Below are 6958 nucleotides of genomic sequence, written 5' to 3' on the forward strand. Positions count from 1 at the left end.
GCCTGTTCTGAAAGAGGTTCAAGATGTAAGTATTAACCGAAACGGCCTTGAATGTAATCTCTCGTACTCGAATTGCCGGCAGAAGTAAAAATCTTACTTGTCGGTCCAAATTCCACCAGCCGGCCGATGCGACTTTCATCAGTATTAAAAAATGCAGTGTAATCAGAAACACGAGCTGCCTGCTGCATATTGTGCGTCACAATCACAACAGTTAACTGCTGGCGCAGAGTCTGAAATAATTCCTCAATCTTCATCGTTGAAATCGGATCTAGAGCAGAACAAGGTTCATCCATTAGCAAAATTTTTGGCTTTACTGCCAAAGCGCGAGCAATACAAAGCCGCTGCTGCTGTCCCCCCGAAATCCCCTGAGCGGATTTCTTCAAATCGTCTTTAACTTCATTCCAAAGCGCCGCACTTTTAAGTGCAGATTCTACAATTTCATCTAATTCTGCTTTGCTTTTGCGACCAAAAATTCTCACCCCGTAAGCAATATTATCGTATATGCTCAGCGGAAAAGGATTTGGTCTTTGAAACACCATCCCAATTTGGCGGCGCAAACTATTAATGTTTACTTTTGGGCTGTAAATATCCTGTCCAAAAAACTCTACTCTTCCTTTAATTTGAACTTTTCCCTCCAATTCACCAATCCGGTTGAGAGCTTTGAGAAAGGTAGATTTGCCGCAACCTGAAGGACCAATAATCGCCGTAATTTGCGGGTGAGGGATATTCATCGATAAATTTTCTAAGACTTTATGAGTTCCGTAATAAAAGCTCAAGTCCTGAATCCGCAGTGCTGGCATTGCATTGGGGTCTATTTCCGGGGTGGCATCATCTAGGAATTGAGCTGTATAGTTTTCGGAGTTCAAATTAGCTTTAGGTTTCATTATTTGGCTGGTTATATTGTTAATATTTGACTGAGAGATGCACTTTAGTTATTGAGTTATCGGTTTTGCAAGCGTTTCCGAGTTACTGTACGGGATGCGACGCTAGCGATCAAAACCATGCCCAAAAGGACCGAGGCAGCAGTCCACGCCAATTCGTTCTGCTCCTTGTAAGGAGAGCTGGCGTAGCTATATATTAATACCGACATAGAAGGAGTCGGAGTCAGCAGTGTTTCGGGAATTTCTTTGAGTTTTGAAATAGTTTCTGCACCTATGGGAGACTGCATTATCTCGCCCAATTTATCAACTAAAGGAGGCCAGAATTGACTCGACAATGCTGTTACAATCAGCGGTGCGGTTTCGCCGGCGGCGCGGGAAGCAGCGAGTAAAATACCTGTGGTAATAGTTGGAAGTGCTGAGGGTATAATAATCCGAAAAATAGTTTGAAAGCGTCCGCCTCCCAAACCAGCAGAAGCGAGGCGGTAAGAAGTAGGCACTAATTTTAATGCTTGTTCTGTTGTCAGAGCAACCACTGGAAGCATGATGACGGCGAGGGCAAAACCGCCTGCTAAGGATGAAAATGCTTTGGTGGTAACGACAATTAGGGCGTAGGAAAAAACGCCAACTACGATCGAGGGAACGCTGCTGAGAATGACCGTGATAAACCGAATACTATTGGCTATCGCTTTGTTTTCTCTACCAAACTCAGACAAAAATATTCCCGTCATTACGCCTATGGGTACGCTGATTAATGTCGCAATTCCTACCATTAAAGCAGTGCCGATAATCGCATTTGCAAAGCCGTTGGGCTGGTCTTCAACTCCGACGGGTGCTGGTAGAGATACTAGCACTTCCCAGCTTAAATGTGTGAGTCCTTCCCCCAGGATTTTGTATAAAATAGCAAACAAAGGGAGTAGGGCTAGAGCTGTCAGAGCGAAAGCGATAACTGTCATTCCCCGGCTGAAAAAAGTTCGACTTAGCGACAGGGGGTTGTTGATTTCTGCATCCAGAATACTGTTTGAATTTTGTGCTTGAGTCATGCGATTTGAGATTTTAGATTGAACCAGCGGACAAACCAGGCGACGCGGCTTGTGATAAAATTGCTTTCGATGATTTTAAGTTTTAGCTCCCTTGGCCCCAATTAGCTGAACTAACAATACTGCGATCGCATTTACCAACAAAGTGATGACAAATAAAATTAAGGCTAAATACATCAAAGCGCCGGTGTGCAGCGGTTCGATAGCTTCGCGAAATTGACTTGCCAAAACAGCAGGAATCGAGTAGCTGGGAGCCAGCAGGGATGGGTTAATTTGAATCGAGTTGCCAATTACCATTGTGACTGCCATTGTTTCGCCTAATGCGCGTCCCAATGCTAATATGGTGGCGCCGATAATCCCCGAACTAGCTGCTGGTAATAACAGCTTGAATATTGTTTCCCAGCGGGTGGCGCCGAGGGACATGGAAGCACTTCGCAAATCTACTGGAACTGACATCAATACATCGCGACTGATGGCGGCTACTGTGGGCAAAATCATAATTGATAACAGTATTCCGGCCGGCAGCATTCCGGGGCCTAAAGGTTCGCTGCTGAACAGGGGAAACCAACTGAATTTATCGAACAATGACTGCTGCAATGGCAACAAAAAGGGAATCAAAACAAAGATTCCCCACAGCCCAACTATCACGCTGGGAATAGCCGAGATTAATTCAACCATGAATCCCAAGGGCGATCGCACCCAAACGGGTAAGAAGTTCTCGCTAGTCACTATAGCTACTGACAGCCCTAAAGGAAGTGCGATGATTATGCCGATCGCAGAACTAATTACAGTACCGTAAATAAACGGCAAAGCCCCAAACTGCAACTCGCCGATATCCCACTTGGGATTCCACAAGAATGAGAGTCCAAATTCGCTAATAGCAGGCCAAGCATCTTTAAAAATTACCGCACTCATCCAAAACAAAGTACCCGCTGTCGCTAGGGCAAACCCCCATACAAATACTGTAAATCCTGACTCCATCCATAGACCTTCACCAGCAGTATCTGTCAAATCTACTTCTGTGTTTATTTCTGTCGGTTGCCGAGTCAATCTATTCCGTTTTTTTGAAATATTAGTCATACCGAAATTAGTGCGTGCAAAGTGAAATATTTGCTTAAAGGACGAGGAATTATAATGGGCTGGTTGCGCGCTGCGAACCTAGTTTGTAAGGTACGCAATGCGTACCTTACACAGTAAATTTAGTGCACATTAACCTGATAATTTATGAATTTTGAGTCATCGATTTAACTCGTCAACTCATAACCCCGTGCGATCGCCGGAATTAACCTCTGGCAATCACAGTCTGATTAACTGCTTGAACCACCTTTTGAGCTGTAGCGGAAGGAATCTGAGTAAACTCTAGCTGTTTGTTGATACCTTGACCTGTAGTCATCACCCAATTAACCATCTTTTTAATAGCCTCTGCTTTCGCAGCAGGATACTGTTTGTAGATTAACAGCCAAGTCAAACCAACAATCGGATAACCGTCGTTAGGATTGCCTTCTACTAAGCGGAAGTCTGCGGGGAATGTTTCCCCTGCTAAAGCTTTCTCTGCTTCAGCCAAGCTAGGCTCTACAAACCGGCCAGCTTTATTTTGAATAAATGCTGTTTGGAGATTGTTTTGCCGAGCAAAAGTATCTTGAACGTAGCCGATCGCACCCGCTGTATTCTTCACCAAAGCAGCTACGCCGGGGTTTCCTGGACCCCTGACAGCGTTGTCTGGCCAATTCGGCTGAGCGGCAGCTTTGATGGTGCTACCAGTTGCCTGCAAGTGATTAGCAAAAATAAAGCTAGTACCGCTGCTGTCTGCCCGTACAGCTACTCGAATCGCAGTATTTGGCAAGCCTTTAGCTTGTCCAGAAATTCCGGCTATTTTCGCATCATTCCAGCGAGTAATCTTGCCTTCAAAGATGCCGTTCATGGCATCCTTATTTAGCCTGAGATTGGTCACTCCGGGCAAGTTGTAAACAACTGCAACAGCACCGCCAGCAGTCGGAACCGCCATAACGCCGCGCTTTACCTCAGCTATTTGTGCAGCAGTCATCAGCGCGTCGCTGCCTGCGAAATCAACATTGCCTCCAATGAATGCTTTGATGCCAGCACCGCTGCCAGTTCCTTCGTAGTTTACAGTAATTTGATTTGCACTTCTCATCTGAGAGAAGTAGCGATCGTAAAGAGGTTTAGGGAAAGTTGCTCCCGTACCATTTAGGGTTACAGCAGCTACAGCGGAACTAATCAAAGTCAGCGAAAATGCTGCTGCTGCTAGTGTCACTATAAAACTACGTCGCCAACGTCCTGTGAAAAAATTCATATTCCTCCTCTCCCTTAATAACCGGCTTTGCAAATCTCCTCCATAGGATAGACTGAAATCCGCAAGGAAAGGGAATAAAAAGAATAAGCTTGTTTTAAATTTTGGTTAATAATAGATTAAATAATAAAACAATAAGCTTGTCTTAAATTTTGGTTAATAATAGATTAAATTTTCATACCCAAGACTAGGAAACCTGATTTCTTAAATAAGTCAGAGAGCTGACTGTGCGATCGCCAATTGATAATTCTTATCCTTCTTCTGAACTTTCAATCTTTGGGATGATGGCCACTAGATGTTCGCTACCGATTAATATTACTTTAAAATCCGCCGATTCAGACTGGAATAATTTGATTAGACTGGAATTATTCCCCAACAATTGTTTGACAATTAAATCAGCATGAAACTGATATTTGGCAAAAAATTTTTTCTTAATTATTGCCACAGGAATATAATCCTCTTTTAACTCAACTTTTGCAGTTTCAATTATTTGCACAAGTATATATTTTAAAACATCCAGCGACTCAATAGGATTTGAATTGAGATCGGGAATTATTTCTGGCAAATTTTGATTGACAACAACAGAAGCCAAAGATACTTCAGCCACCGGTGTCACTTCGTTTTCTCCTGATTCCGACACTGCTGTGGCAGGGGAAGTTGTAGAAGGGAAAACAATAGTACGACGATCTTGAAAAAGCTCAGCCACACTAGAAAATCTAGCTATCCGCTCATCAATAGATTTGTGTTCAGCCTTCAAGAACTCACCAATTTGATTAGCCAATTCTTCAAAACTAGGGACTTCCTGTTCCCTTTTGCAAGAATAGTGATTAGTATCACCAGTTAGAAGATTTTCTGCAGACAAAACAGCATTTTGCCGTCGCACCCGAAACACAGTCAATCCCTGATTTTGCAACTGATTGCAAAGGTGATTTAACAAACCGTCCGAAGAACAGACAAAAACTTGTTTTACATCCCGATAGCGGTATAAAATAGCAGCGCCAAAAGCAATCATTTTACCGTCAGCACTATTAGCACCACCCGGAACGTGAATCAGTTCGTAACCGCGCTCGTAAAGTTCAGCATCCAGCTTGCCCGTAGTAGGCTTTTTCCAGTTAGCAAAAGCAATTTTAACTTGTAGGGGATAGCCAGACAAACTGGCTAAAAATTTTTCAGCATTAACGTCAAGTTTCAAGTTTTCTGCGTCTAGGAGCAAAATAGCTAGACCCCGATCGCACTCTGAGCTTTTGTCGGGAATCGCACCTTCCCCGCACCTGCTGCTAGACGGCCTTAGCAAAGCCTCAAACAATTGTTGGCCGTTAGGTTGACGCGGATAAAACTGTTGGCTGCGAGAACGACCGTTTTTACGAAATCGCTCAGGCGATCGTCGGGGATTTTTCACAATCTATCGAACGAGTATCGGGGATTTTTGATTAACTTATCATCGCAGTTTAACTTGTGGCAGTCGATCGGCTCATAATAACAAAAGAACGTTAACAATTCTTAAAAAAAATGGCTAGAGACTTGCGGGGATTCCTAAAACTACTCGAAGAACGGGGACAACTGCGCCGGATTAGCGCTTTAGTCGATTCCGACCTCGAAATTGCCGAAATTTCCAACCAAATGCTGCAAAAAGGCGGCCCTGGACTGCTGTTTGAAAACGTCAAAGGGGCAGAATTCCCCGTCGCCATTAACCTGTTGGGTACGGAAGAGCGCGTTTGCTGGGCGATGAACATGGAAAAGCCGATCGAACTAGAAGAGCTCGGCAAAAAACTGGGTATGCTGCAACAGCCAAAACCGCCGAAAAAGATTTCCCAAGCGATAGAATTCGGCAAAGTGCTGTTTGACGTAGTGAAAGCCAAACCCGGCCGCGACTTTTTCCCAGCTTGTCAGCAAGTGGTATTTGAGGGAGAAGGGGTGGATTTGAACAAAATCCCGATGATTCGCCCTTATTCGGGAGATGCGGGCAAAATTATCACCCTGGGTTTGGTAATTACCAAAGATTGCGAAACGGGGACGCCGAATGTGGGGGTTTATCGGTTGCAGTTGCAGTCAAAAAACACGATGACTGTTCACTGGTTATCGGTGCGGGGCGGGGCGCGACACTTGCGGAAAGCGGCGCAGGCTGGTAAAAAGTTGGAAGTTGCGATCGCCCTTGGAGTCGATCCCCTGATTATTCTCGCCGCAGCAACGCCAATTCCTGTAGATTTATCCGAATGGTTATTTGCCGGACTTTACGGCGGTTCCGGCGTGCAATTGGCCAAGTGCAAAACCGTAGATTTGGAAGTACCGGCGGACTCGGAAATTGTGTTAGAAGGAACTATTACGCCGGGGGAAGTTCTGCCCGACGGGCCCTTCGGCGATCACATGGGTTATTACGGCGGCGTGGAAGATTCGCCGTTGGTGCGGTTCCACTGCATGACGCACCGCAAAGACCCGATTTATCTAACCACCTTTAGCGGGCGGCCGCCGAAAGAAGAAGCAATGATGGCGATCGCGCTTAACCGTATTTATACGCCTATTTTGCGGCAGCAAGTATCGGAAATTGTCGATTTCTTCTTACCGATGGAAGCCCTGAGTTATAAAGCCGCAATTATCTCGATTGATAAAGCATATCCCGGTCAAGCGCGCAGGGCTGCTTTAGCATTTTGGAGTGCATTACCGCAGTTTACTTACACTAAGTTTGTGATTGTTGTCGATAAAAGTATCAACATTCGCGACCCGCGTCAAGTAGT

General features: G+C 44.9%; 6 protein-coding genes. 1 reads left to right on the plus strand and 5 read right to left on the minus strand.

The genetic code is table 11. From position 1 onward, the window contains the following. Nucleotides 1–32 precede the first annotated feature (32 nt). From pstB to QUA38_RS26320, 5 genes are all read right to left on the minus strand, one after another. Nucleotides 33–884: a phosphate ABC transporter ATP-binding protein PstB gene (pstB, locus tag QUA38_RS26300; RefSeq protein ID WP_333099409.1), complete on the minus strand. Its 852-nt coding sequence runs from the start codon at nt 882–884 to the stop codon at nt 33–35. 56 nt (nt 885–940) lie between these two features. Next, entirely contained in the window at nt 941–1921 is a 981-nt protein-coding gene (pstA, locus tag QUA38_RS26305) for a phosphate ABC transporter permease PstA (protein WP_333167112.1), read from the minus strand. A gap of 75 nt (nt 1922–1996) precedes the next feature. After that, a complete protein-coding gene (gene pstC, locus QUA38_RS26310; protein ID WP_333167114.1) occupies nt 1997–2998 on the minus strand; it encodes a phosphate ABC transporter permease subunit PstC in 1002 nt (333 codons plus the stop codon). 202 nt (nt 2999–3200) lie between these two features. Further along, complete coding sequence (gene pstS / locus QUA38_RS26315) at nt 3201–4229, minus strand: phosphate ABC transporter substrate-binding protein PstS (RefSeq protein ID WP_333167116.1); 1029 nt, start codon at nt 4227–4229, stop codon at nt 3201–3203. Between the two features lie 247 nt (nt 4230–4476). Further along, complete coding sequence (locus QUA38_RS26320) at nt 4477–5625, minus strand: NYN domain-containing protein (protein ID WP_333167118.1); 1149 nt, start codon at nt 5623–5625, stop codon at nt 4477–4479. Nucleotides 5626–5735: 110 nt separating this feature from the next. Here QUA38_RS26320 and QUA38_RS26325 point away from each other — a divergent pair. Beyond that, on the plus strand, nt 5736–6958 hold a 1223-nt coding region (locus QUA38_RS26325), incomplete at its 3' end, for a UbiD family decarboxylase (protein WP_333167120.1).

Source organism: Microcoleus sp. Pol12B4 (genome assembly GCF_036701385.1).
In the GTDB taxonomy this organism is placed as follows: Bacteria; Cyanobacteriota; Cyanobacteriia; order Cyanobacteriales; family Microcoleaceae; genus Microcoleus.

Bases quoted from the DNA above. Each gene is read 5' to 3' on its own strand.
- pstB (WP_333099409.1), bottom strand. From the start codon at position 884: ATGAAACCTAAAGCTAATTTGAACTCCGAAAACTATACAGCTCAATTC.
- pstA (WP_333167112.1), bottom strand. From the start codon at position 1,921: ATGACTCAAGCACAAAATTCAAACAGTATTCTGGATGCAGAAATCAAC.
- pstC (WP_333167114.1), bottom strand. From the start codon at position 2,998: ATGACTAATATTTCAAAAAAACGGAATAGATTGACTCGGCAACCGACA.
- pstS (WP_333167116.1), bottom strand. From the start codon at position 4,229: ATGAATTTTTTCACAGGACGTTGGCGACGTAGTTTTATAGTGACACTA.